The organism is Actinomyces sp. HMSC075B09, from assembly GCF_001812395.1.
In the GTDB taxonomy this organism is placed as follows: domain Bacteria; phylum Actinomycetota; class Actinomycetes; order Actinomycetales; family Actinomycetaceae; genus Gleimia; species Gleimia europaea.
Genome location: NZ_KV808731.1, coordinates 162,219 through 184,680, shown reverse-complemented (window position 1 = coordinate 184,680; position 22,462 = coordinate 162,219). Strand labels below are relative to the sequence as shown.

Sequence of the window (22,462 nt, the reverse complement as noted above, 5' to 3'; positions counted from 1 at the left end):
CTTTGTAGTTTATGCAGGAGGAAGAAGATGTCAGACCAGACGAAGTCTTCGCAGAACCCAAACGTCAAGGAAGACTTGAACGTTTTTGGTCGCATCTTGCTGTTCATTCGCCAGGTCATTGCCGAGCTGAAGAAGGTTATTTGGCCTAGCCAGGAAGAATGGTGGACCTATTTCTTGGTCGTGCTGGTATTCGTGGTTTCGATCATGATTTACACAGGTCTGCTTGATTTTGCGTTTGGCCAGTTGAGCGTTTGGATTTTTGGATAGTAAATCCCGCGCTTATGCGTTAAACTCATATCGTTGATAGACACACCCGAGGCTCCGCCCAGGGTGTGTTACTTTTTTAGCCTATTTAGGAAGTGTTCAAGGAGGTCCTAGGTGGATCAGGAAAGCACTGAAGAGAAGTTTGAAGGCGAGCAGGCTCCAGAAGTCGCGTCCGAGGCCGTAGAGGAGTCAGTTTCCCAGGAGGTTGTGGAAGAGGCCGCAACTGATGGGGAAGCGCCTTCCGCGGAGGCCACTTCGGCTCCAAGCGAGGAGACCGAGGTTGTTGATCCGATTGAAGCTAAGCGCGAGGAGTTGTCCTACTTGCCGGGTGATTGGTATGTCATCCATTCTTACTCGGGGCATGAGCGCCGCGTGAAGGCTAATCTTGAGCAGCGCGTGGTTTCGCAGAATGCTGAGGATTGGATTTACCAGGTTGAGGTTCCGATGGAGACCGTAACGGAACTGACGAAGGCCGGTAAGAAGAAGCAGGTTGATCGCGTGCGCATTCCGGGCTATGTGCTTGTGCGCATGGAGATGAATGAGAAGTCTTGGCGCGTGGTCAAGGAAACTCCTGCGGTTACGGGATTTGTGGGCGATGCTCGCGATCCGGTTCCGCTGTACCTCGATGAGGTCGTTAATATGCTCGCCCCGATGTGGGTTTCGAAGGCGCAGCAGCAGGAGACGGCCGAGGTAGTGACTGCTCCGGCGATCACGTTCGAGGTGGGTGAGTCTGTCACGGTTAAGGACGGCCCGTTCGAGAACATGCCGGCTACGGTTTCAGGAGTCTTCCCGGAGCAGCGTAAGCTCACGCTCTCGATCATGATTTTCGAGCGCGAAACTCCGATTGAACTCAACTTTGATCAGGTTGAGAAAATCGACTAGTCACCATCTGGGTGATGTGTCCCACGCCGTCTGGCTTTAGAGGCGGCGTGGGCGTTATGATTATCGATCGTGCACCCTTTCAGCATTCGTGTGCCCAAAATCGGTTACACGAGGGTTGAGAGGGGACACTGCCCAAATCTGCGACATGGCAGTTTGGAAAGTTGACAAGTAAAAGGACCCAATTTTATGGCACCGAAGAAAAAGGTTGTCGGCCTGATTAAGCTCCAGATTCAGGCTGGCGCTGCAACCCCGGCTCCGCCGGTTGGCCCAGCTCTTGGCCAGCACGGCGTGAACATCATGGAGTTCACGAAGGCTTACAACGCGGCTACTGAGTCTCAGCGCGGAAATATCATTCCGGTTGAGATCACCGTGTATGAAGACCGTTCGTTTACCTTCATCACCAAGACCCCTCCGGCGGCTCAGCTCATTAAGAAGGCTGCTGGCGTCGCAAAGGGCTCTGGCACCCCGCACACCACGAAGGTGGGCTCGCTAACGCAGGCTCAGGTTCGTGAGATCGCGGAACTGAAGAAGGAAGACCTTAACGCGAATGACGTTGATGCGGCTATGAAGATCATTGCTGGCACCGCTCGTTCCATGGGAATCACGGTTGAGGCCTGATTCCACTAACTATTTCGTGGCAGGGCAATAGCCGCCCACAGACACCACAACTGCAAGGAGAAACGCAGATATGGCTACTCGTTCAAAGGCTTACCGCGCAGCGGTCGAGAAGATTCACCCCGGTGAGTTGTACGCTCCGCTCGACGCGATGAAGCTAGCTAAAGAAACTTCGACCACCAAGTTTGACGCGACCGTTGAGGTTATGTTCCGCCTGAGTGTGGATCCGCGTAAGGCTGATCAGATGGTGCGTGGCACCGTCTCTCTTCCGCATGGCACCGGTAAGACCTCCAGGGTCCTGGTCTTTGCCGTTGGCGAGCGCGCTCAAGAGGCGCTCGATGCTGGCGCGGATGAGGTTGGCGGCGACGAGCTCATTGAGAAGGTTCAGGGCGGTTACACCGACTTTGATGTCGCTGTTGCTACCCCGGACATGATGGGCAAGGTTGGCCGTCTGGGCCGCGTGCTTGGTCCGCGTGGTCTTATGCCAAACCCGAAGACGGGCACGGTAACGATGGATGTTGCGAAGGCCGTTAAGGAAATTAAGGGCGGTCGTATCGAGTTCCGTGTTGATAAGCACTCGAACCTCGCGTTCATCGTTGGCAAGACGAACTTCACCGCTGAGCAGCTCGCGGAGAACTACCGCGCGGTGTTCGACGAGATCATTCGTCTGAAGCCGGCTTCCTCTAAGGGCCGCTACATTAAGAAGGCTACTGTTTCGACAACCATGGGTCCTGGTATCCCGTTGGATGTCGTGGTTAAGACTGCTTAATCTAGCTTCAAACACGTGACTGGCCCCGGTTTTACCGGGGCCAGTTTTCTTGTTAAACCGCTCATATTTGCCTTCTTTTGGTGTTTTCGTGCTTGCACTTGTAGCCGCGGCTGGGTAGCCTACTTGGTAGCCAAAGACCGTTGGTACCTCATTGAGGTGTAATCCAGATGGAACCTGCGCAGGTGAACGAGTGAGACTTTTTGTCTGTCCCCGTGTGCCTTGCGCGCCGGGGATCTTTTATTCCCCGCTCCGGGTTTGTTCTGGGCCGGCGGATGATCACGGAAGGAGGGCCCATGGCAAGGCCTGACAAGGAAGCTGCAGTTGCAGAGCTAGTGGAGCGTTTCCGCTCTTCATCTGCTGTTGTGCTGACTGAATACCGCGGCTTGACCGTTGAGGAGATGAAGACCCTTCGTCGCTCGATGGCTGGTAACGCGCAGTACTCCGTGGTGAAGAACACGCTGGCCACCATTGCTGCGAAGGAAGTTGGTTTCGACTTCCTGGAAGAAGACCTGGTTGGCCCAACCGCCATCGCGTTTGTAAACGGCGAGGTCGTTGACGCTGCGAAGGCTTTGCGTGACTTCGCTAAGGAGAACCCCGCACTGGTTCTGAAGACCGGTGTGATGGAGGGCGCGAAGCTCTCCGCTGATGATGTTAAGAAGCTCGCTGACCTTGAGTCCCGCGAGGTACTGCTGGCCAAGACCGCCGGCGTCCTCAAGGCTGGAATGTCCAAGGCTGCGTTCGCTTTCGCCGCACTGCCTACCAAGACTGTGCGCACCATCGACGCCCTGCGCGAGAAGCAGGAAGAAGCGGCCTAAGGCCACCCCGGATTCCCGGTACCGTGCCGAGGTCCATCAAACTGACATCTGCTTCTACAGCAGGAATAAATGGAAGGAAGTGCCAAAATGGCAAAGCTCACCGCTGAAGAGCTCATTGATGCTTTCAAGGAACTAACCCTCGTTGAACTGTCCGACTTCATCAAGAAGTTCGAGGAAGAGTTCGATGTTGAGGCTGCCGCTCCGGTTGCCGCTGTTGCTGCAGCTCCGGCTGCTGGTGGCGAGGCTCCGGCTGATGAGGCTAAGACCGAGTTCGACGTCATTCTTGAAGCTGCTGGCGACAAGAAGGTCCAGGTCATCAAGGCTGTCAAGGCCATCACGGGCGAGGGCCTGAAGGACACCAAGGACAAGGTTGAGGGTGCTCCGACCACCATCCTTTCCGGTGTTTCGAAGGAAGACGCTGAGAAGGCTAAGGCTGACATCGAGGCTGCTGGTGGCACCGTCACCGTTAAGTAGTTTCTAACTCAAGCTACTAAGGAGCGCGTGGGGTTTCCCGCGCGCTCCTTTTATTTTGGCAACGACGCATTCGTGGGTCTGATTCGCGATGTCGTTTTCAACTGCTCTGGTGGTGGGCGGCATAGTACACGCTTTGGTGAAAGTGATGAACTGCACGCGTCGAAGGGTAGAGTTTCGTAACCCCTCTTAGATATTCTGATCATTACGCCTGTATCCGAGGTGTACTATGCCTGCACGCAATTAATGAATGCGCTGAGCGTGGGTTGGGTATGGATCACACGAGGGGTTCGAGGCGTGCGCGCTGATTATTAGTAAAGCAGGGAAGGATCCCCTTTGGCTGCACAGAGCGAATCTGCCGCAAAGCACACGAATAAACGAATTTCTTTCGCGCAGTTGCGCGAGCCGATGCAAGCGCCAAACCTCCTTAGCCTCCAGGTGGAGAGCTTCGAGTGGCTTCTTGGAACTGACGAGTGGCGTGAGCGGGTTGAGAAGGCAAATGCTTCTGGCGCTCAGAAGCTACCTACAACCTCGGGGTTGGAGGATATCTTCGCGGAGATTTCTCCGATTGAAGATGTCGGCAACACGATGGCACTGGACTTCCGTGAGTTCCATTTTGAACCGCCGAAGTACACCGTTGAGGAGTGCCGCGAAAAAGACAAGACATATGAGGCTTCGCTGTATGTACAAGCGGACTTCATGAATCAGACTACGGGTGAGATCAAGTCGCAGACGGTGTTCCTTGGCGACTTCCCGCTCATGACGGAGCGTGGCACCTTCATTATTAACGGTACCGAGCGTGTGGTTGTGTCCCAGCTCGTCCGTTCTCCGGGCGTCTACTTTGAGGCCGCTGCGGATAAGACTTCGGACCGCACCATCTACTCGTCGAAGATTATTCCTTCGCGCGGCGCGTGGCTGGAGTTTGAGATTGATAAGCGTGACGCCGTTGGCGTGCGTATTGACCGCAAGCGTAAGCAGCCGGTGACGCACTTCTTGAAGGCGCTGGGTATGACCGAGTCGGAACTTCGCGTTGAGTTCGAGGACTACCCGGTTCTGCTGGAGACCCTTGAGAAGGACACGGTCACCACTCAGGAAGAGGCGCTTACGGATATTTACCGCAAGATCCGTCCGGGTGAGCAGGTTTCGGCTGAGGCCGCGCAGAATCTGCTGAATAACTTCTACTTCACGCCTAAGCGTTACGATCTGGCTAAGGTTGGCCGTTACAAGATCAATAAGAAGCTTGGTCTTGAGGCTGATCTTGACGAGTCCACGCTTCGCCTTGAAGACATCGTTGCTACGGTCAAGTACTTGCTTGCGCTACATAAGCGCGGTAATGCCAGCGGCCGTGAGCGCGATCAGATCCAGTTCCCGGGCATGCGTGGCGGCGAGCCGGTTCTGCTCCCGCTTGAGGTTGACGACATCGACCACTTCGGTAACCGTCGTATCCGCGCTGTGGGTGAGCTCATTCAGGCGCAGGTTCGCACCGGTATGGCGCGCATGGAGCGCACCATTCGCGAACGCATGACCACGCAGGATATTGAGGCGATCACCCCGACCTCGCTGATCAACATCCGCCCGGTCACAGCTGCTATTAAGGAGTTCTTCGGAACTTCGCAGCTGTCGCAGTTCATGGATCAGAACAACCCGCTTGCTGGCCTAACGCACAAGCGTCGCCTCTCGGCTCTTGGTCCGGGTGGTCTGTCGCGTGATCGCGCCGGCATGGAGGTTCGTGACGTTCACCCGTCTCACTACGGCCGTATGTGCCCGATTGAGACGCCTGAAGGTCCAAACATTGGTCTTATTGGTTCGCTTGCAACCTACGCGCGTATCAACCCGTTTGGTTTCATCGAGACCCCGTTCCGCGTTGTGCGTGATGGCCAGGTGACGGACGAGATCCACTACCTGACGGCTGATGAAGAGAACGCGCATCCGATCGCACAGGCTTCGGCGGCGCTCGATGAGAACAATCGTTTCGTTGACGATTCGGTGGTCTGCCGTATTGCGGGCGAGGACCCGGCACTGGTTCCGGTTGAAGAGATCGACCTTATGGACGTGTCGGCACGCCAGATGGTGTCGGTTGCCACCGCGGCTATCCCGTTCCTGGAGCACGATGACGCTAACCGTGCTCTCATGGGTGCAAACATGCAGCGCCAGGCCGTGCCGCTACTTACCACGGAAGCTCCGCTGGTGGGTACCGGTATTGAGCGCCGCGCCGCTATGGACTCCGGCGAGATGGTGACCGCGAAGCGTGCCGGTGTTGTAACCGAGGTTTCTGCTGATCTCGTTGTCGTTATGACGGATGAGGGCGGCTCGGATTCCTACCGCCTGGAGAAGTTTGGCCGTTCAAACCCGGGTAACTGCACCAACCAGATTGTGGCAGTTAACGAGGGTGACCGCGTTGAGGTTGGCGATCTGATTGCAGATGGCCCGGCAACGCAGGGCGGCGAGCTGGCACTGGGTAAGAACCTGCTGGTTGCGTACATGTCGTGGGAAGGCCTCAACTACGAGGATGCGATCATTTTGTCGCGTCGCGTTGTGCAAGATGACCTCCTCACGTCGATTCACATTGAGGAATACGAGATCGCAGCCCGCGAAACGAAGCTGGGTTACGAAGAGATTACCCGCGACCTCCCGAACGTTTCTGAGGATGCGCTCGCGGATCTCGATGAGCGTGGCATCGTGCGTATTGGTGCCGAGGTTGAGGCTGGCGACATCCTGGTTGGTAAGGTCACCCCGAAGGGTGAGACCGAACTGACGTCGGAAGAGCGCCTGCTTCGCGCAATCTTCGGTGAGAAGGCGCGTGAGGTTCGCGACACGTCGATGCGCGTGCCGCACGGCGAGTCGGGCATCGTAATTGGTGTTCGCGAGCAGAACGCGGATGAGGATGACCTACAGCCGGGCGTGCAGCAGAAGGTGCGCGTCTACGTGGCTCAGCGCCGCAAGATCACGATCGGCGATAAGCTGGCTGGTCGTCACGGTAACAAGGGCGTTGTGTCGAAGGTTCTCCCGGTTGAAGACATGCCGTTCCTTGAGGATGGCACGCCGGTTGACATTATTTTGAACCCGCTGGGTGTTCCGCCGCGAATGAACCTGGGTCAGGTCTTGGAGTACCACCTCGGCTGGATTGCCGCGATGGGTTGGGACATTTCCGAGGCAGTGAAGAACGGCGAGAACTGGGCGAAGTACATTCCAGAAGAGGGGATTAAGGCCCCGGCTCGTACGAATGTTGCTACGCCGGTGTTCGACGGTTTGGAGCCGGAGGCTTTGAAGGGCCTGCTTTCGTACACTCTGCCTAACCGTGATGGTGATCGTCTGATTGACGAAAGCGGTAAGGCGCAGTTGTTCGATGGCCGTTCCGGTGAGCCGTTCCCGGGCCGCATTGCGGTTGGCTACACGTACATGCTGAAGCTGCACCACCTGGTGGATGACAAGATTCACGCTCGTTCAACGGGCCCGTACTCGATGATCACGCAGCAGCCGCTTGGTGGTAAGGCACAGTTCGGTGGCCAGCGCTTCGGTGAGATGGAGGTGTGGGCGCTTGAAGCTTACGGCGCCGCCTACGCTCTGCAGGAGCTGCTCACCATCAAATCGGATGACATGCAGGGTCGTGTTTCGGTTGTTAACTCGATCGTGAAGGGCGAGGACATCCCGGAGCCGGGTATTCCTGAGTCTTTCCGCGTCCTCATGTATGAGATGCGTTCGCTGTGCTTGAACGTTGAGGCTCTTGACGCTTTCGGCAACGCGATTGATCTTGCTACGCAAAGCGATTCGGCGCGTTCGGCGTCGGAGGAGCTCGGCATTACGCTCGACACTCGTCCGAATGCGGGCGCGCTGCTTGACGACATTTAGTCCGCCTACCCGCCACCTCGGTTTTAGGTGGTGGCGGGAAGGCGCCTTTGCCGCTCCAGCGGGCGGCAGGGGAGCCGGACCATCCAACGCTGGACCCGGTGTACTACAGAAGGAAACACTTTGATCGACGCCAATGCTTTCGACAAGCTTCACATTGGACTGGCGACTCTTGACAACATCCACGAGTGGAGCCACGGCGAAGTAAAGAAACCAGAAACGATCAACTACCGTACGCTCAAGCCGGAAAAGGACGGTTTGTTCTGTGAGCGTATTTTCGGTCCTACGCGGGACTGGGAGTGTGCGTGCGGTAAGTACAAGCGCGTGCGTTACAAGGGCATCGTGTGTGAGCGATGCGGAGTTGAGGTAGCGCGTGCGGACGTGCGTCGTGAGCGCATGGGCCATATTGAGCTTGCCGCTCCGGTGACGCACATTTGGTACTTCAAGGGCGTTCCGTCGCGCCTTGGATACCTGCTTGATCTTGCACCGAAGGATCTTGAGAAGGTCATTTATTTTGCGGCCTACATGATCACTGAGGTTGATGAGGAGGCTCGCCGCGAGGATCTTCCGACCCTGCGTAACGAGCTTGAGGTTGAGCGCAAGAACATTGAGGCTCGCCGCGAGGCCGACATTAATGCCCGCGCGGAGGCTCTTGAGGCCCGTCTTGCCGAGATGGAAGAGAAGGGCAACAAGCAGGAGACTCGCGACCGCGAGCGCCGTGCTGGTGAGCGTGACATGAACGCGATCCGTCGTGGCTACGAGCAGAGGCTTGCCCGCCTTGAAGAGGTGTGGGATAAGTTCATGAACCTGCAGGTCGGTGACCTGGAGGGTGACGAGCTCATTTACCGCGACATGCAGGCTCGCTACGGCATTTACTTCAAGGGCGCGATGGGTGCGGCCGCTATTCAGAAGCGTCTGCAGTCTTTCGATCTTGAGGCTGAAGCTGAGGCCCTGCGCGAGATTATTGCTACCGGTACCGGTCAGCGTAAGACGCGTGCGCTTAAGCGTTTGAAGGTTGTGAACGCGTTCCTCACTACGGATAACGTTCCAGAGGCAATGGTTCTGGACGCTATCCCGGTGATTCCGCCGGACTTGCGTCCGATGGTGCAGCTTGATGGTGGCCGCTTCGCGACCTCGGACCTCAATGATCTGTACCGCCGCGTGATTAACCGCAACAACCGTTTGAAGCGTCTTCTTGAGCTGAACGCTCCGGAAATCATCGTGAATAACGAAAAGCGCATGCTGCAAGAGTCTGTGGATGCCCTGTTTGACAATGGCCGCCGCGGCCGCCCGGTCTCCGGTCCGGGTAACCGTCCGCTGAAGTCGCTGTCCGACATGCTTAAGGGTAAGCAGGGTCGTTTCCGTCAGAACCTTCTTGGTAAGCGCGTGGACTACTCGGGCCGTTCGGTTATTGTGGTTGGTCCGCAGTTGAAGCTTCACCAGTGTGGTCTGCCGAAGCAGATGGCGTTGGAGCTGTTCAAGCCGTTCGTTATGAAGCGTCTGATTGAAAAGAAGTATGCCCAGAACATCAAGGCCGCGCAGCGTAAGGTTGATCGTTCGCGCCCCGAGGTGTGGGACGTTCTCGATGAGGTTATTCGCGAGCACCCAGTGCTGCTGAACCGTGCACCTACGCTTCACCGCCTTGGCATTCAGGCGTTTGAGCCGCAGCTTATTGAGGGTAAGGCCATTCAGCTACACCCGCTGGTTTGCGGCGCGTTCAACGCTGACTTCGATGGTGACCAAATGGCCGTGCACCTTCCGCTTGGTGCGGAGGCGCAGGCTGAGGCGCGCGTCCTCATGCTGTCTTCGAACAACATTTTGAAGCCGTCTGATGGTCGCCCGGTGACCATGCCGTCGCACGACATGATCATTGGCTTGTACCACCTCACGCTGAACCCGGATTCGTCGATCCCGGTTCCGCGTAATGAGGAGACGGGCGAGCCGATCCTGCCTCACTTCAGCTCTGTTGCCGAGGCGATCATGGCATTTGACCGCGGTGACCTGCACCTGAATGCGCGCGCGATTATTCGTTTCACGGATATTGTGCCGCCGAAGAACTGGGTTGCTCCGGAAGGTTGGAGCGAGGGTGATCCGATCGAGCTGGAAACCTCGCTTGGTCGTGCCCTGTTCAACGATCTTCTCCCGGTGGAGTACCCCTACGTTGAGGCCGTTGTGAACAAGAAGGTTCTCGGCAGGGTTGTCAACGACCTTGCGGAGCTTTACCCCAAGGTTCTGGTTGCCGAGTCGCTTGACGCGCTGAAGGCTGCGGGCTTCTACTGGTCTACCTGGTCTGGCCTCACCATTGCGTTTGATGACATCATGACGCCGCCAAATAAGGGTGAGATTCTTGCCCAGCACGAGGCAGCAGCAGCACGGATTCAGCGCGACTACGAGATCGGTAAGATCACGGAAGATGAGCGTTACAACGCGCTGGTTGAAATCTGGACCACTGCAACTCGTGAGGTTGCGGACGCGATGGAAGAGGCGTTCCCTGAGCGCAACAACCTGTTCCAGATGGTTGATTCGGGTGCTCGTGGTAACTGGGATCAGGTGCGCCAGCTGGCCGGTATGCGTGGCCTCGTGTCGGACCCGAAGCAAAAGCTTATTGAGCGGCCGATTAAGGCTAACTACCGCGAGGGCCTCACGGTTCTGGAGTACTTTATTGCAACCCACGGTGCTCGTAAGGGTCTTGCTGATACGGCTCTTCGTACCGCTGACTCCGGCTACTTGACGCGTCGTCTTGTTGACGTGTCGCAGGATGTCGTGGTGCACGAGGAAGATTGTGGCACCCGTCGCGGTATCAACATGGATATTGCGGAGCTGGACGAAGAGGGCAAGGCGCACCGCCTCGACACTGTTGAGACCACTGCATACGCGCGTACGCTCGCGGCTGACGCGAAGGACGCTGAGGGCAACGTGGTTGCTGAGGCAGGTTCGGATGTGGGCGACGTCTTGATCGACAAGCTCGTGGATGCGGGCATCACCACCATTAAGGTGCGTTCGGTGCTTTACTGTGAGTCCGCTACGGGTACGTGTGCGGCTTGCTACGGCCGTTCGCTCGCGTCGGGCAAGCGCGTAGACATCGGCGAGGCCGTGGGCATTATCGCGGCACAGTCGATTGGTGAGCCCGGTACTCAGCTGACGATGCGTACATTCCACACCGGTGGTGTTGCATCGGCTGCGGATATTACGCAGGGTCTGCCGCGTGTGCAGGAGCTCTTTGAGGCTCGCACCCCGAAGGGTGAGGCAACGATGGCAGAGGCAGCGGGCAAGGTCCACATCGATGATACGGATCCCACCAACCGCAAGATTGTGATCACTCGTGATGATGGCGAGGCCGACCTTGTGGTTGAGGTTTCGCGTCGCCAAGAACTCCTTGTGGAGGAGGGCGAGCACATCGCGGTTGGCACGAAGCTCACCACGGGTCGTCTTGACCCGAAGAAGATGCTCCGCATCCGCAACAAGTCGGAGACACAGCGTCAGCTGGTTGATGAGGTGCAGGAAGTGTACCGCTCGCAGGGCGTGGACATTCACTCCAAGCACATTGAGGTGATTGTTCGCCAGATGCTGCGTCGCGTCACGGTTCTGGATGATCCGGGCGACACCGAGCTTCTGCCCGGTCAGCTTGTTGACGAGGTCGATTTCAAGCGCATTAACCGTGCAACTGTGGCTCAGGGCGGTCGCCCGGCTGCGGGGCGTCCGGAGCTGATGGGTATTACGAAGGCTTCGCTGGCTACGGATTCGTGGCTTGCTGCGGCTTCGTTCCAGGAGACCACGAAGATCTTGACCGAGGCTGCTATTAGCGCGAAGTCGGATCCGTTGATTGGTCTGAAGGAGAACGTGATTCTCGGTAAGCTCATCCCGGCCGGTACGGGTCTTGCGCGCTACAACAAGATCCACGTGGAGCCCACGCCAGAGGCGATGGCTAACGCGGATTACGTTGAGGCTGATTTCCAGGTTGGTGAGGTCGATGAGGCGTTCCTCGCTTCGCTCGACTCGATCGACTTTGGAGCTCCGTTCTCGGATAGCGACTTCCGCTAATCCGGTTTGAAGCGCATTTAGATTTCGCCCCCTCTGCGGAGGGGGCGAAACTAATTCATCAGGGCGGTCGGGCGGGAGGGAGTTCTTTACCGTTTACATTGTTAGATCAGGCACAATAGGCGCGGGTAAAAGGCCTTGGTATTGACCATTGCAGACAAAAAGCCTTATATTTGACGACGGTGCCCGCGTCGCCGGGTATCCACCGTTCAGATTTTTCTGACAAGTGGGCTCTTTGACTGTTCGTCTGAGCTCCGGACGTCATCCTTAACCCTCACGATATGCGACTGTGAGGCTGTTGGCGGGCCGGCCCCGGCGGACACCAGTGTGTCCACGCGGGGTAGCGCGTAAGCGTTTCGGCGTCGCGATACTAAAAGTTTGTTGTTTAAGGAAGACGGAGAAGTAGTGCCTACCATCCAGCAACTGGTGCGCAAGGGACGCAGCACCAAGCCGGCGAAGGCAGCAACGCCCGCACTGAAGGGAAGCCCTCAGCGCCGCGGTGTCTGCACTCGCGTATTTACCACCACGCCTAAGAAGCCGAACTCGGCTCTTCGTAAGGTGGCTCGTGTTCGCCTTTCCTCGGGTATCGAGGTCACGGCTTACATCCCCGGTGAGGGTCACAACCTGCAGGAGCACTCGATCGTGCTCGTTCGCGGTGGCCGTGTGAAGGACCTCCCGGGTGTTCGTTACCACATCGTTCGCGGCGCTCTCGATACGCAGGGTGTTCGCGGTCGTCAGCAGGCTCGTTCCCACTACGGTGCGAAGAAGGAGAAGAAGTAATGCCTCGTAAAGGTCCAGCTCCCAAGCGCCCTCTAGTTGAGGATCCGATTTACGGTTCGAAGGTTGTTAGCCAGCTGGTTAACCGCGTTCTGCTTGACGGCAAGCGTTCCGTTGCTCAGAAGATTGTTTACGGCGCTCTTGAGGGCGTTGCGCAGAAGACTGAGCAGGATCCGGTTGCTGTTTTGAAGCGTGCGCTTGAGAACATTCGTCCGGCTCTTGAGGTTCGCTCCCGCCGTGTTGGTGGCGCAACCTACCAGGTTCCGGTTGAGGTTCGTTCTTCGCGTGGTACCACTCTTGCTCTTCGTTGGCTGGTTGATTTCTCCCGTCAGCGTCGTGAGAAGACCATGACCGAGCGTCTCATGAACGAGATTCTCGATGCATCCAACGGCCTTGGCGGCGCTGTGAAGCGTCGTGAAGACATGCACAAGATGGCGGAGTCCAACAAGGCTTTCGCTCACTACCGCTGGTAATCCCAGCTCTGCTCGTAGATCTAACAAGCGAAGGAAACACACGTGGCACAAGAGGTGTTCACCGACCTCACGAAGGTCCGCAATATCGGCATCATGGCTCACATCGATGCTGGCAAGACCACAGTTACAGAACGCATCCTTTTCTACACCGGCATCAACTACAAGCTGGGTGAGACCCACGACGGTGCTGGCACGATGGACTGGATGGAGCAGGAGAAGGAGCGCGGCATTACCATTACGTCCGCTGCTACCACCTGTTTCTGGAATGACAACCAGATCAATATTATTGATACCCCCGGACACGTTGACTTCACCGTTGAGGTGGAGCGTTCGCTGCGCGTGCTTGACGGCGCGGTAGCGGTGTTCGACGGTAAGGAAGGCGTTGAGCCGCAGTCTGAGACCGTGTGGCGTCAGGCTGACAAGTACGACGTTCCGCGTATTTGCTTCATCAACAAGATGGATAAGCTGGGCGCGAACTTCAAGTACTCGGTTCAGACCATTAAGGACCGTTTGGGTGCAACCCCGATCGTCATGGCTTTCCCGATTGGCGCGGAGGCCGACTTCCAGGGCGTTGTTGACATCATGAAGATGAAGGCCGTCTACTTCCCGGAGAAGGATGAGGATGGCAACGATCTTTATGGTGCACGCGTGGTTGAGGAAGAGATTCCGGCGGAGCTTCAGGCTGAGGCTGAGGAGTACCGCGAGGCTCTTATCGAGGCCGCTGCTGAGGCTAACGAAGAGCTCATGGACATTTACCTTGAAGAGGGTGAACTGACCAACGATCAGATTCGCGCTGGCGTTCGTGAACTCACCATTTCTTCGCAGGCTTACCCGGTATTCTGTGGCTCTGCGTTCAAGAATAAGGGCGTTCAGGTCATGCTTGACGGCGTGGTTTCGTACCTGCCTTCGCCGCTGGATGTGCCTTCTGTTAAGGGCACGAAGGTTGGCGATGAAGAGACCGTTATTGAGCGTCACGCAGATGAGAACGAGCCGTTCTCTGCTCTGGCGTTCAAGGTTGCTGTTCACCCGTTCTACGGCAAGCTGACCTACATTCGTGTTTACTCGGGCAAGGTTGCATCCGGCGAGACCGTGATGAACTCGACCAAGGGTAAGCGCGAGCGTATCGGCAAGATGTTCCAGATGCACTCCAACAAGGAAAACCCTGTGGATGTTGCACACGCTGGCCACATTTACGCTTTCATCGGCTTGAAGGACACCACCACGGGCGACACGCTTTGTGCGCAGGACGCTCCGGTTGTTCTTGAGTCGATGACCTTCCCGGATCCGGTTATCCACGTGGCTATTGAGCCGAAGTCGAAGGCGGATCAGGAGAAGCTCGGTACGGCTATTCAGAAGCTGGCCGAAGAAGACCCGACCTTCACGGTTCGCCTCGATGAGGAGACCGGCCAGACGGTTATTGGCGGTATGGGCGAGCTTCACCTTGATGTTCTTGTTGACCGTATGCGTCGCGAGTTCAAGGTTGAGGCTAACGTTGGTGCGCCGATGGTTGCTTACCGCGAGACCATCCGCAAGACCGTTGAGAAGGTTGAGTACACGCACAAGAAGCAAACTGGTGGCTCTGGCCAGTTCGCAAAGGTGATCGTTCGCTTCGAGCCGCTCCCGCTGGATGGCGAGAAGACGTACGAGTTCGGCAACGAGGTCACTGGTGGCCGCGTTCCGCGTGAGTACATTCCGTCGGTTGACGCCGGTATTCAGGAGGCCATGCAGACTGGTGTCCTGGCTGGTTACCCGATGGTTGGCTTGAAGGCCACGCTGCTTGACGGCCAGTACCACGATGTTGACTCGTCTGAAATGGCGTTCAAGATCGCTGGCGCAATGGTGTACCGCGAGGGTGTTCGCAAGGCATCTCCGGTGCTTCTTGAGCCGATCATGTCTGTTGAGGTTCGCACTCCTGAGGAGTACATGGGCGACGTTATTGGCGACCTGAACTCCCGTCGTGGCACCATCCAGTCGATGGATGATGCTTCCGGTGTGAAGGTTGTGCGAGCACTCGTTCCGCTGTCGGAAATGTTCGGGTATGTTGGTGACTTGCGTTCGAAGACGCAGGGCCGCGCAGTCTACTCGATGCAGTTCGATAGCTATGATGAGGTTCCTCGTGCAGTAGCTGAGGAAATCATTGGCAACGCTTCGGGCCAGTAAGAGCCTGATCTAGCCAAAAAGTGGCGTTATAAAGACCACACTAATGAAAACCCTGTAGGAAGTATTCGAAGTCAAGTGTTAGGCTACTTCTAGCACTAAGCTGACAAGAACTTATCTACCCGAGTCCAGGAGGACACAAGTGGCGAAGGCCAAGTTCGAGCGTACCAAACCGCACGTAAATATCGGTACCATCGGTCACGTTGACCACGGTAAGACGACCCTGACCGCGGCGATCACCAAGGTACTGGCTGACAAGTTCCCGGAACTGAACGAGTTTACCCCGTTCGACCAGGTTGATAACGCTCCGGAAGAGCGCGACCGTGGTATTACCATTAACGTTTCTCACGTTGAGTACCAGACCGACAAGCGTCACTACGCACACGTTGACGCCCCGGGTCACGCTGACTACGTGAAGAACATGATTACCGGTGCTGCCCAGATGGATGGCGCTATCCTCGTTGTTGCTGCAACGGACGGCCCGATGGCTCAGACCCGCGAGCACGTTCTGCTTGCTCGCCAGGTTGGCGTGCCGACCCTGGTTGTTGCACTGAACAAGTCCGACATGGTTGATGACGAAGAGATGCTTGAGCTCGTTGAGGAAGAAATCCGCGAGCTGCTCTCCTCGCAGGACTTCGACGGCGACAACACCCCGATTCACCGCGTTTCGGCTCTTAAGGCTCTTGAGGGCGACCCGGTTTGGGTAAAGTCGGTTGAGGATCTCATGGAGACCGTCGACGAGTACATCCCGACCCCGGAGCGCGACATGGACAAGCCGTTCCTCATGCCGATTGAGGACGTCTTCACCATTACCGGTCGTGGCACCGTTGTTACCGGTCGTGTTGAGCGCGGTAAGCTTCCGCTGAACGCTGAGGTTGAGATCCTCGGTATTCGCGAGCCGCAGAAGACCACCGTTACCGGTATCGAGATGTTCCACAAGCAGATGGACGAAGCTTGGGCAGGCGAGAACTGTGGTCTGCTTCTTCGCGGTACCAAGCGTGAAGATGTTGAGCGTGGCCAGGTCGTAGCCATTCCGGGTTCGATCACCCCGCACACCAAGTTCAAGGGCCAGGTTTACATCCTGAAGAAGGAGGAGGGTGGCCGTCACAAGCCGTTCTTTACCAACTACCGCCCGCAGTTCTACTTCCGTACCACGGACGTTACCGGCATCATCGAGCTGCCTGAGGGCACCGACATGGTTATGCCTGGTGACACCACCGAGATCACGGTTGAGCTTATTCAGCCGATCGCAATGGAGGCGGGCCTCGGCTTCGCTATCCGTGAGGGTGGCCGCACCGTTGGCTCCGGTCGTGTGACTGAGGTTCTTTCCTAAGTCTGACTGACTTTTAGTTGTGGCCCAAAGCGAACGCTTTGGGCCACAACTTATTTACTCCCCATCACTTTTGCCTGGCACCGTGTTACAAACGCGTGCACGTTTAAGATGGCATGGCTTGACGTCGCGGTTGCTTCTTGATGGGGGAGATGCGTCTCGACCGCAAGTGATGCTTTTGAGAATCACACCACTAAATTCCAAATCATTTGGAATCAGTGCTTAAATCTGTCAAACTGGTGTGGTTGTGTCCGAACGGGAGTGCTATCTCGGGAGGGCGAACAGTGGAGAGCATGAATGTGCAATCTGCTGAGGGGCTTTATGCTCCATGTTCTTGATCACAAGAAAACGGTCCAGTTCCTCCAATGGGGAGCCACCGCGCGAAGCTGTTTGAAAAAGCGACACGCCCGAGCGCGGGGACCGGTGAGAAGCTGTTTAAGAGAGGTAAGACGGCATGGCGGGACAAAAGATCCGCATCCGGCTCAAGTCCTATGACCACGAGGTCATTGACAGCTCCGCGCGCAAGATCGTCGACACTGTGCAGCGCGCAGGTGCGACGGTAGTGGGCCCGGTGCCGCTGCCGACCGAGCGTAACGTTTTTACGGTTATTCGGTCGCCCCACAAGTACAAGGACAGCCGCGAACACTTTGAAATGCGCACTCATAAGCGCTTGATTGACATCATCGACCCGACGCCGAAGGCAGTTGACTCGCTTATGCGACTCGACCTTCCGGCCGACGTAAAAATCGATATTAAACTCTGAGGAAACCTGCAGACATGACTAAAAACACCAAGCAGGCGGTTGCGCCCGTAAAGGCGCTACTTGGCCGCAAGCTCGGCATGACCCAGGCATGGGATAACGACGGTAAGGTCGTTCCCTTGACGGTTGTGCAGGTGGGCACCAACGTCGTTACGCAGGTGCGCACTGAAGAGACTGACGGCTACTCTGCCGCACAGATCGGATTTGGCGAGATCGATGCTCGCCGTATCACCAAGCCTTTGGCTGGTCACTTTGAGAAGGCTGGCGTTAAGCCTGTCCGTCACCTCGTTGAGGTCCGCACTTCTGAAGCTGATTCGTTTGAGGTCGGCCAGGAGCTCAAGGCGGACGTTTTCGCTGCTGGAGACAAGGTTGATGTTTCCGGTAACACGAAGGGCAAGGGCTTTGCTGGCACGATGAAGCGTCACGGATTCGCTGGCGGTCCCGGCGGCCACGGTGCACACAAGATTCACCGTAAGCCGGGCTCTATCGGCGGTGCTTCGACCCCTGGTCGCGTATTTAAGGGCACCCGCATGGCCGGCCGCATGGGCAATGTCCGTCGTACCATCCAGAACCAGACTGTTTTTGCAGTTGATGCTGAAAAGGGTCTGCTGCTTATTCGCGGCGCCATTCCTGGCCCGAAGAACGCGGTTGTTCTGGTTCGCTCCTCTGTGAAGGGTGCGTGAACTATAAATGGCTAAGTTGACTATTGACGTTTTGGGCTTTGAGGGTAAGAAAGTCGACACGATCGAGCTTCCCGCAAAGTACTTTGACGTAGATCTTAATATTCCGCTAATCCACCAGGTTGTTAAGGCTCAGCTGGGTGCAGCTCGCGCTGGAACCCACAAGGTCAAGACCCGCGGCGAGGTCCGCGGCGGTGGCAAGAAGCCTTGGCGTCAGAAGGGCACCGGTCGGGCTCGTCAGGGTTCGATCCGCGCTCCGCAGTGGGTAGGCGGCGGCGTTGTGCACGGCCCGCAGCCGCGCTCGTACGCTGAGCGTACCCCCAAGAAGATGAAGGCTGTAGCTCTTTACAGCGCGCTTTCGGACCGCTTCCGCGGTGGCCGCATGCACGTGATTCTCGGCCTCCTTGAGGGCGATGCCCCGTCCACCAAGACCGCGCGAGTAGCTCTTGACAAGATCGTTGACGGTCGCAAGGCTCTTGTGGTTGTAACGCGTGAGGACGACCTGAACCGTCTTTCGGTTCGTAACCTTCCTAGCGTTCACGTTCTTTGGGCGGATCAGCTCAACACGTACGACGTGATCAACGCGGAAGATGTTGTGTTCACCAAGGACGCTCTTGAAAGCTTCATTGCAGCGAGGGAGGACAACAAGTGAGTCTCGAAAAGTCGAAGAACCCCCGCGACATTATTTTCGCGCCGGTTATCACCGAGAAGTCTTCCGGTCTGATGGATCTTGGAAAGTACACGTTCCTTGTAGATCCGCGCGCGAACAAGACAGAAATCCGCCAGGCAATCGAGGCGATCTTCGATGTGAAGGTAAGCCACGTTGCTACGCAGAACCGACAGGGCAAGCGCTACCGCACTCGCGATGGCATTGGCCGTCGAAACAACACGAAGCGAGCCATCGTTACTGTAAGCGAAGGCACCATTGACATCTTCGGCGATCTCGCCTGAGTCATCGAAGAAGAAGGTTACAAATAATGGCAATCCGTAAGTACAAGCCCACGACTCCTGGTCGTCGTGGCTCGAGCGTGGCGGACTTCGTGGAGATTACCCGGAGCACTCCGGAGAAGTCTCTGGTTCGCCCGCTGACCAAGACCGGCGGTCGTAACAATCAGGGTCGCGTGACGGCTCGTCACCGCGGTGGCGGCCACAAGCGTGCCTACCGTCTGATTGATTTCCGCCGCAACGATAAAGATGGCATTCCGGCTAAGGTCGCTCACATTGAGTATGACCCGAACCGTACTGCCCGTATCGCTCTGCTGCACTACGCCGATGGTGCAAAGCGTTACATTCTAGCTCCTGCAAACCTGAATCAGGGCGACGTCGTCGAGTCTGGTCCAAGCGCAGATATTAAGCCGGGCAACAACTTGCCGCTGCGTAATATCCCGGTTGGTACCGTGGTTCACGCTGTTGAGCTTTACCCTGGTGGTGGCGCAAAGATCGCACGTTCTGCTGGCACCTCTGTCCAGCTGGTTGCAAAGGAAGGCCGCTTCGCTCAGCTGCGTATGCCTTCTGGCGAAATCCGCAACGTTGAGGTCATGGCCCGCGCAACGGTTGGTTCTGTTGGCAACGCCGAGCAGTCCAACATCAACTGGGGCAAGGCTGGACGTATGCGTTGGAAGGGACGCCGTCCGCACGTTCGTGGTGTTGCTATGAACCCGGTCGATCACCCGCATGGTGGTGGTGAGGGTCGCACGTCTGGTGGCCGTCACCCGGTTAGCCCGTGGGGTAAGCCCGAAGTCCGTACCCGTCGTCCGAATAAGCCCAGCGACAAGCTCATTGTGCGCCGTCGCCGGACCGGCAAGAAGCGCTGATAGAGGAGCTGGATTATGCCACGCAGTCTAAAGAAGGGACCCTTCGTTGACGAGCATCTCCTGAAGAAGGTTGATGAGCAGAACGATAAGGGTACGAAGAACGTTATTAAGACCTGGTCTCGCAGGTCCGTCATTACCCCGGATTTCCTGGGGCACACTGTTGCAGTGCATGACGGCCGTAAGCACGTGCCGGTCTTCGTTACGGAAGCAATGGTTGGTCACAAGTTCGGTGAATTTGCTCCGACCCGCACCTTCCGTAGCCATGACAAGGACGATCGCAAGGCACGCAGGCGCTAAGCCTGGTCTTGTAGCTAGAAGTGAGGCAGGTTTTAATGGAAGCCAAGGCGCAGGCGCGCTATGTACGCGTCACGCCCCTCAAGGCACGTCGCGTTGTGAATGAAATCCGCAACAAGAATGCCTTGGAGGCAGCGGACATTCTGCGGTTCGCTCCGCAGGCTGTCGCAAAAGATATCCGCAAGATTCTGATGAGTGCTATAGCCAACGCGAAAGTGAAGGCTGAAAACGCTGGTGAGCGTTTCAAGGAAGAGGATCTTTACGTAGTTGAGGCTTACGTAAACGAGGGTCCAACCATGAAGCGTTTCCGCCCGCGTGCGCAGGGTCGTGCAGCTCAGATTTTGAAGCGCACGAGCCACATCACCTTGGTGGTTGGTACGAAGGACGACAAAGGGAAGGAAGGCCGGTAATGGGTCAGAAGGTTAACCCCACCGGATTTAGGCTTGGTATTACCACCGAGCACCGCTCCCGCTGGTTCGCTGACTCCACCACGGAAGGCCAGCGTTACAGCGACTACGTGATTGAAGACGTGAAGATTCGCGACTTCCTGAACGAGCACTTGGAGCGCGCTGGCGTGTCGAAGGTCGTTATTGAGCGCACTACCGATCGCGTTCGCGTTGACCTACATACTGCTCGCCCCGGCATTGTTATTGGCCGTCGCGGTGCAGAGGCTGACCGTCTTCGCCAGCAGCTGGAGAAGCTGACGGGCAAGCAGGTTCAGCTGAACATTCTTGAAGTTAAGAACCCTGAGCTTGATTCGAAGCTCGTTGCGCAGGGCATCGCGGAGCAGCTTGCTGCTCGCGTGTCGTTCCGTCGCGCAATGCGTAAGGGCATTCAGTCCGCTATGCGCGGTGGCGCCGAGGGCATTCGTGTCCAGGTGTCGGGCCGCCTTGGTGGTGCTGAAATGTCTCGTACCGAGTTCTACCGTGAAGGTCGTGTGCCGTTGCACACCCTGCGCGCCTACATCGATTACGGCTTCTACGAGGCTCGTACGACGTTCGGCCGCATTGGTGTGAAGGTTTGGATTTACAAGGGCAACGTGACCGAGCGCGAGTACCAGCAGCAGCTTATGGAGGCTGGTAACCGCGGTGGCGCCCGTCGTGGTGGCCGCGGCCGTCGTGGCGCGCGTCGTGGTGGCGATCAGCCCAGGAACAAGAGGCCGCAGGAGGCAGCTGAAGAAGCTGCTCCGAAGGCTGAGACATCTGGATCGGAGGCCTAGTCGTGCTTATCCCAAGGCGGACTAAGTACCGCAAACCGCACCGCCCGACCCGTAAGGGTATGGCGAAGGGTGGCACTGAGATTGCGTTCGGCGATTACGGCATTCAGGCTCTTGAGCCCGCCTACATCACGAACCGTCAGATTGAGGCCGCTCGTATTGCAATGACCCGTTACATTAAGCGTGGCGGTAAGGTCTGGATCAACATTTTCCCGGACCATGCGCTCACGAAGAAGCCTGCTGAAACCCGTATGGGTTCCGGTAAGGGCGCTCCGGAGTTCTGGATCGCTAACGTGAAGCCGGGTCGTGTCATGTTTGAGCTTGCTGGTGTTGACGAGCACGTAGCTCGTGAAGCTATGCGTCGCGCGCAGCACAAGCTCCCGATTAAGACCAAGTTCGTGGTCCGTGAGGGTGGTGACGCATAATGGCAGACAAGAAGGGTCTAACGACGGCTGAGCTCGACGAGATGGATAACGCCCAGCTTGCGAGCGAGCTTGAGAAGGCTAAGGCAGAGCTGTTTAACCTGCGTTTCTCCAAGGCTCTCGGACAGGTTGAGGATCACGGCCGCTTTAAGGCTGTTCGCCGTGACATCGCCCGTATTTACACTGTGGCGCGTGAGCGTGAGCTCGGTATTCGCACCGCACCGAATAGCGAGGAGTGAGTTAAGTGAGCGAAACGCCTGTAGTTCGTAACCACCGTAAGGTTCGCCGCGGTTACGTCGTATCCGACAAGATGGATAGGACGGTCGTGGTAGAGCTCGAAGATCGCACCAAGCACCCTCTGTACGGCAAGGTTGTTACCCGTACGAAGAAGGTTAAGGCGCACGACGAGAACAACGAGATCCGTGTTGGCGACTTGGTTCGCATCATGGAGACTCGTCCGCTCTCCAAGACGAAGCGCTGGCGCGTAGTCGAGGTAATCGAGCGAGCCAAGTAGTTTCTACTTGCAACCTTTCAGAATGTAGCCATCCGAGTGGGTGGCTACATTCTTTATTTATGATGTGGGTGAGCAAAGGCACAGGGTTTTTCTTCCGCCCTCTCTTTGGTTTGAGTGGGGAAGTAGCGTAAGCTGTTGGGGTTGCAGTCTTTGCAGCAGTGGCAGTGTGCGCATTTTTCCAAACGTGCGCGTATAGCACTGAGTGGCTTAACCCACCACGCCCACGTTGTAAGACCCAGCCTGCTTTGTTTCAGAGACCTAGCACCGATGGTTTCCTGGTGTGCTCGAGTCTGAAGTGAAGAGGTAACATAGCGCGAGTTTTCGC

General features: G+C 56.8%; 23 protein-coding genes. All 23 read left to right on the top strand.

The annotated features are described in order from the left end of the window. Nucleotides 1–27: 27 nt before the first annotated feature. Nucleotides 28–267, top strand: a complete 240-nt coding sequence (gene secE, locus HMPREF2854_RS01715; protein WP_034500361.1) for a preprotein translocase subunit SecE — start codon at nucleotides 28–30, stop codon at nucleotides 265–267. Between the two features lie 111 nt (nucleotides 268–378). Continuing rightward, nucleotides 379–1,146 (top strand): transcription termination/antitermination protein NusG, encoded by a 768-nt coding sequence (gene nusG / locus HMPREF2854_RS01710; RefSeq protein WP_034507033.1) that lies wholly within the window; start codon nucleotides 379–381, stop codon nucleotides 1,144–1,146. 186 nt (nucleotides 1,147–1,332) lie between these two features. Next, nucleotides 1,333–1,764, top strand: coding sequence for a 50S ribosomal protein L11 (rplK, locus tag HMPREF2854_RS01705; RefSeq protein WP_016444150.1), 432 nt, complete (start codon nucleotides 1,333–1,335; stop codon nucleotides 1,762–1,764). 70 nt (nucleotides 1,765–1,834) lie between these two features. Continuing rightward, the gene (gene rplA / locus HMPREF2854_RS01700) at nucleotides 1,835–2,530 is read left to right on the top strand and encodes a 50S ribosomal protein L1 (RefSeq protein WP_016444149.1); all 696 of its coding nucleotides are present in this window, start codon (nucleotides 1,835–1,837) and stop codon (nucleotides 2,528–2,530) included. A gap of 293 nt (nucleotides 2,531–2,823) precedes the next feature. Further along, nucleotides 2,824–3,345: a 50S ribosomal protein L10 gene (gene rplJ, locus HMPREF2854_RS01695; protein ID WP_034507028.1), complete on the top strand. Its 522-nt coding sequence runs from the start codon at nucleotides 2,824–2,826 to the stop codon at nucleotides 3,343–3,345. An 87-nt stretch (nucleotides 3,346–3,432) separates the two neighbouring features. Then, nucleotides 3,433–3,819 carry a 50S ribosomal protein L7/L12 gene (rplL, locus tag HMPREF2854_RS01690; RefSeq protein WP_070618162.1) on the top strand — a complete coding sequence of 129 codons (387 nt, stop codon included), beginning with the start codon at nucleotides 3,433–3,435 and terminating at the stop codon, nucleotides 3,817–3,819. Between the two features lie 405 nt (nucleotides 3,820–4,224). Beyond that, on the top strand, nucleotides 4,225–7,665 hold the full coding sequence (gene rpoB, locus HMPREF2854_RS01685; RefSeq protein ID WP_374048018.1) for a DNA-directed RNA polymerase subunit beta: 3,441 nt from the start codon (nucleotides 4,225–4,227) through the stop codon (nucleotides 7,663–7,665). A 120-nt stretch (nucleotides 7,666–7,785) separates the two neighbouring features. Then, the gene (locus tag HMPREF2854_RS01680; protein ID WP_070618158.1) at nucleotides 7,786–11,703 is read left to right on the top strand and encodes a DNA-directed RNA polymerase subunit beta'; all 3,918 of its coding nucleotides are present in this window, start codon (nucleotides 7,786–7,788) and stop codon (nucleotides 11,701–11,703) included. Between the two features lie 402 nt (nucleotides 11,704–12,105). Next, on the top strand, nucleotides 12,106–12,480 hold the full coding sequence (gene rpsL / locus HMPREF2854_RS01675; protein WP_016444144.1) for a 30S ribosomal protein S12: 375 nt from the start codon (nucleotides 12,106–12,108) through the stop codon (nucleotides 12,478–12,480). Next, nucleotides 12,480–12,950, top strand: a complete 471-nt coding sequence (gene rpsG, locus HMPREF2854_RS01670; protein WP_034506953.1) for a 30S ribosomal protein S7 — start codon at nucleotides 12,480–12,482, stop codon at nucleotides 12,948–12,950. Before rpsL ends, rpsG begins: the two co-directional genes overlap by 1 nt. A gap of 42 nt (nucleotides 12,951–12,992) precedes the next feature. After that, nucleotides 12,993–15,110, top strand: coding sequence for an elongation factor G (gene fusA, locus HMPREF2854_RS01665; RefSeq protein WP_070618155.1), 2,118 nt, complete (start codon nucleotides 12,993–12,995; stop codon nucleotides 15,108–15,110). Nucleotides 15,111–15,249: 139 nt separating this feature from the next. Next, a complete protein-coding gene (gene tuf / locus HMPREF2854_RS01660) occupies nucleotides 15,250–16,440 on the top strand; it encodes an elongation factor Tu (RefSeq protein WP_016444141.1) in 1,191 nt (396 codons plus the stop codon). Between the two features lie 451 nt (nucleotides 16,441–16,891). Next, the gene (gene rpsJ, locus HMPREF2854_RS01655) at nucleotides 16,892–17,200 is read left to right on the top strand and encodes a 30S ribosomal protein S10 (RefSeq protein ID WP_016444140.1); all 309 of its coding nucleotides are present in this window, start codon (nucleotides 16,892–16,894) and stop codon (nucleotides 17,198–17,200) included. Nucleotides 17,201–17,214: 14 nt separating this feature from the next. After that, nucleotides 17,215–17,880: a 50S ribosomal protein L3 gene (rplC, locus tag HMPREF2854_RS01650; RefSeq protein WP_070618152.1), complete on the top strand. Its 666-nt coding sequence runs from the start codon at nucleotides 17,215–17,217 to the stop codon at nucleotides 17,878–17,880. 7 nt (nucleotides 17,881–17,887) lie between these two features. Beyond that, nucleotides 17,888–18,529 carry a 50S ribosomal protein L4 gene (gene rplD / locus HMPREF2854_RS01645; protein ID WP_070618149.1) on the top strand — a complete coding sequence of 214 codons (642 nt, stop codon included), beginning with the start codon at nucleotides 17,888–17,890 and terminating at the stop codon, nucleotides 18,527–18,529. Beyond that, nucleotides 18,526–18,828, top strand: a complete 303-nt coding sequence (gene rplW / locus HMPREF2854_RS01640; RefSeq protein WP_016444137.1) for a 50S ribosomal protein L23 — start codon at nucleotides 18,526–18,528, stop codon at nucleotides 18,826–18,828. Before rplD ends, rplW begins: the two co-directional genes overlap by 4 nt. A 26-nt stretch (nucleotides 18,829–18,854) precedes the next feature. Then, nucleotides 18,855–19,691 (top strand): 50S ribosomal protein L2, encoded by an 837-nt coding sequence (gene rplB / locus HMPREF2854_RS01635; protein WP_070618146.1) that lies wholly within the window; start codon nucleotides 18,855–18,857, stop codon nucleotides 19,689–19,691. Between the two features lie 15 nt (nucleotides 19,692–19,706). Beyond that, a complete protein-coding gene (rpsS, locus tag HMPREF2854_RS01630; protein ID WP_034506934.1) occupies nucleotides 19,707–19,988 on the top strand; it encodes a 30S ribosomal protein S19 in 282 nt (93 codons plus the stop codon). A gap of 35 nt (nucleotides 19,989–20,023) precedes the next feature. Next, a complete protein-coding gene (rplV, locus tag HMPREF2854_RS01625) occupies nucleotides 20,024–20,395 on the top strand; it encodes a 50S ribosomal protein L22 (RefSeq protein WP_016444134.1) in 372 nt (123 codons plus the stop codon). Next, entirely contained in the window at nucleotides 20,395–21,204 is an 810-nt protein-coding gene (gene rpsC, locus HMPREF2854_RS01620) for a 30S ribosomal protein S3 (protein WP_070618143.1), read from the top strand. Before rplV ends, rpsC begins: the two co-directional genes overlap by 1 nt. 2 nt (nucleotides 21,205–21,206) lie before the next feature. Beyond that, nucleotides 21,207–21,626, top strand: a complete 420-nt coding sequence (rplP, locus tag HMPREF2854_RS01615) for a 50S ribosomal protein L16 (RefSeq protein ID WP_034506926.1) — start codon at nucleotides 21,207–21,209, stop codon at nucleotides 21,624–21,626. Then, entirely contained in the window at nucleotides 21,626–21,862 is a 237-nt protein-coding gene (rpmC, locus tag HMPREF2854_RS01610) for a 50S ribosomal protein L29 (RefSeq protein WP_016444131.1), read from the top strand. Before rplP ends, rpmC begins: the two co-directional genes overlap by 1 nt. Before the next feature lie 5 nt (nucleotides 21,863–21,867). Next, nucleotides 21,868–22,137: a 30S ribosomal protein S17 gene (gene rpsQ, locus HMPREF2854_RS01605; protein ID WP_070618140.1), complete on the top strand. Its 270-nt coding sequence runs from the start codon at nucleotides 21,868–21,870 to the stop codon at nucleotides 22,135–22,137. The last annotated feature ends 325 nt before the right edge of the window (nucleotides 22,138–22,462 follow it).